At 63.3% G+C, this 1,262-nt stretch carries 1 protein-coding gene; it reads right to left on the reverse strand.

The window, feature by feature from the left end; all coding sequences use genetic code 11:
* Positions 1 to 56: 56 nt before the first annotated feature.
* On the reverse strand, positions 57 to 1,262 hold a 1,206-nt coding region (locus RhoBH5_RS32545; protein WP_270009642.1), incomplete at its 5' end, for an AMP-binding protein.

Below are 1,262 nucleotides of genomic sequence, written 5' to 3' on the forward strand. Positions count from 1 at the left end.
CACCATCTTGTTCAACCATCAACTCACCAAGCCACCGATCATGAAGGGACTGCTCCTCAAACGCTATCGGGGAATGCGGTCTGCTGATAGCCGCCTCGCAACGTTCCCTCGATATAGCTCGCCTTACACGCGCGGCGAGCGATCTTGCCGCTGGACGTACGCGGAATCGAACCCGCGGGGACGAGCAGGATGTCTCGGGCCGTAACACCGTGACGGGAAGAAATCGCCGCACGCACGGTGTCCGCGATCGGCTGCGGATCGGCCTTGCCTGCGCCGGGAGCACGCTCGGCCACGATGACCAACTGCTCCGAGGAATCGTCGTCGTCGAACTTCAGACCCGAGTGCGTGTTGGAGAACACGACGGACGGCAGCTGGTTGGCCGGTACGGCAAACGCAGCGATGAAGCCGGGGCGCAGAGCCGGGCTGGCTTCCTGAGCCGAAGCCTCGAGGTCCTGCGGGTAATGATTGCGACCGTCGACGATCACGAGGTCCTTGACGCGACCGGTGATGTACAGCTCGCCGTCGACGTAGACGCCGAAGTCGCCGGTACGCATCCAGTTGGCATCCGCCGGCGTGCCCTCGGTGTGGCTGTCTTCGCTCAACCGATTGTCCAGCTTGTTGTGGAAGGTCTCCGCCGTCTCGTCGGGGCGACCCCAGTAGCCGATGCCGATGTTCTCGCCGTGCAACCAGATCTCGCCGACGTGATTGTCGGGGACCTCGGTCAGCGTCTCGGGATCGACGATCGCCGCCCACTGACTGCGCGAGACGTACCCACAGGAGACCTGCGCGATGGCGTTCTCGGAGTACTGGTCGACGATGACCATGCGTCCCTTGTTGAGTTCCGTGCGGTCGACGTAGATGACCTTGGCCTCGTCGGAATGCTTGGTCGAGGAGACGAAGAGCGTCGCCTCGGCCATGCCGTACGACGGCTTGATCGCAGTCTTGGGCAGACCGTACTGAGCAAAAGCGTCGTTGAACTTGCGCATCGACGACGTCGTGACCGGCTCACTGCCGTTGATCAGACCGATGACGTTGCTCAGGTCCAGGGTCTCGCCGTCCTTCGGCAGGCCACGCGCGGCAGCGTGCTCGAAAGCGAAGTTGGGAGCGGCCGCAAAGGTGCCGGCGCCGTCGGAAACCGCAGCAAGTTCCTTGATCCACCGGTACGGCCGCTGCACGAAAGCGCGCGGGCTCATGATGGTGATGTACTTGCCTCCCAGAGCAGGCAGGATGACCGTCAGCAGGCCCATGTCGTGGAACAGCGG

Source organism: Rhodococcus sp. BH5, from assembly GCF_027583855.1.
Classification (GTDB): domain Bacteria; phylum Actinomycetota; class Actinomycetes; order Mycobacteriales; family Mycobacteriaceae; genus Rhodococcus_F; species Rhodococcus_F qingshengii.